Raw genomic sequence first — 579 nt, 5'->3', positions numbered from 1 at the left:
GTCGTCCCAATACAGGCAAGCTTGGCCTAGAGAATACCTCTCTTGAGCTTGATGAACGTGGTGTGCCAGTTGCCGACCACTACACGCTGCAAACATCATTACCATCAGTATTCATCGCTGGTGATGCAAGCAACCAACTGCCTCTGCTGCATGAAGCTGCAGACCAAGCGCGCATTGCCGGTGATAACGCTGGTCGTTTTCCTGAGATTCGTGCCGGCCTGCGCCGCTCAAAAATCTCAGCGGACTTCTCTGACCCGCAGATCGCGATGGTCGGCGAAACCTACAAAGAGATCACTACCCGCTTAGGCTCATGTGGCTGTTTCGCTACCGGTGAAGTCTCTTTTGAGAATCAAGGTCGCTCACGAGTGATGCTACGCAACAAAGGTATTCTGCACGTTTACGGTGAGCAAGGTACAGGCCGCTTCCTTGGTGCCGAAATGATGGGCCCGAACGCAGAGCACTTAGCGCACCTATTGGCTTGGGCGCACCAGAACAAAATGACGGTTTCAGAGATGTTGGATATGCCTTTCTACCACCCGGTGATTGAAGAGGGTGTCCGTACGGCGCTGCGCGACCTCA

1 pseudogene is annotated in these 579 nt (G+C 53.9%); it reads left to right on the top strand.

What is annotated here, in order from left to right:
- A pseudogene (locus KIV40_RS29625) lies at nucleotides 1–579 on the top strand (dihydrolipoyl dehydrogenase); the annotation flags it as partial.

Source organism: Vibrio sp. D173a, assembly GCF_030248475.1.
This window is presented reverse-complemented; position numbering and strand designations above follow the sequence as displayed.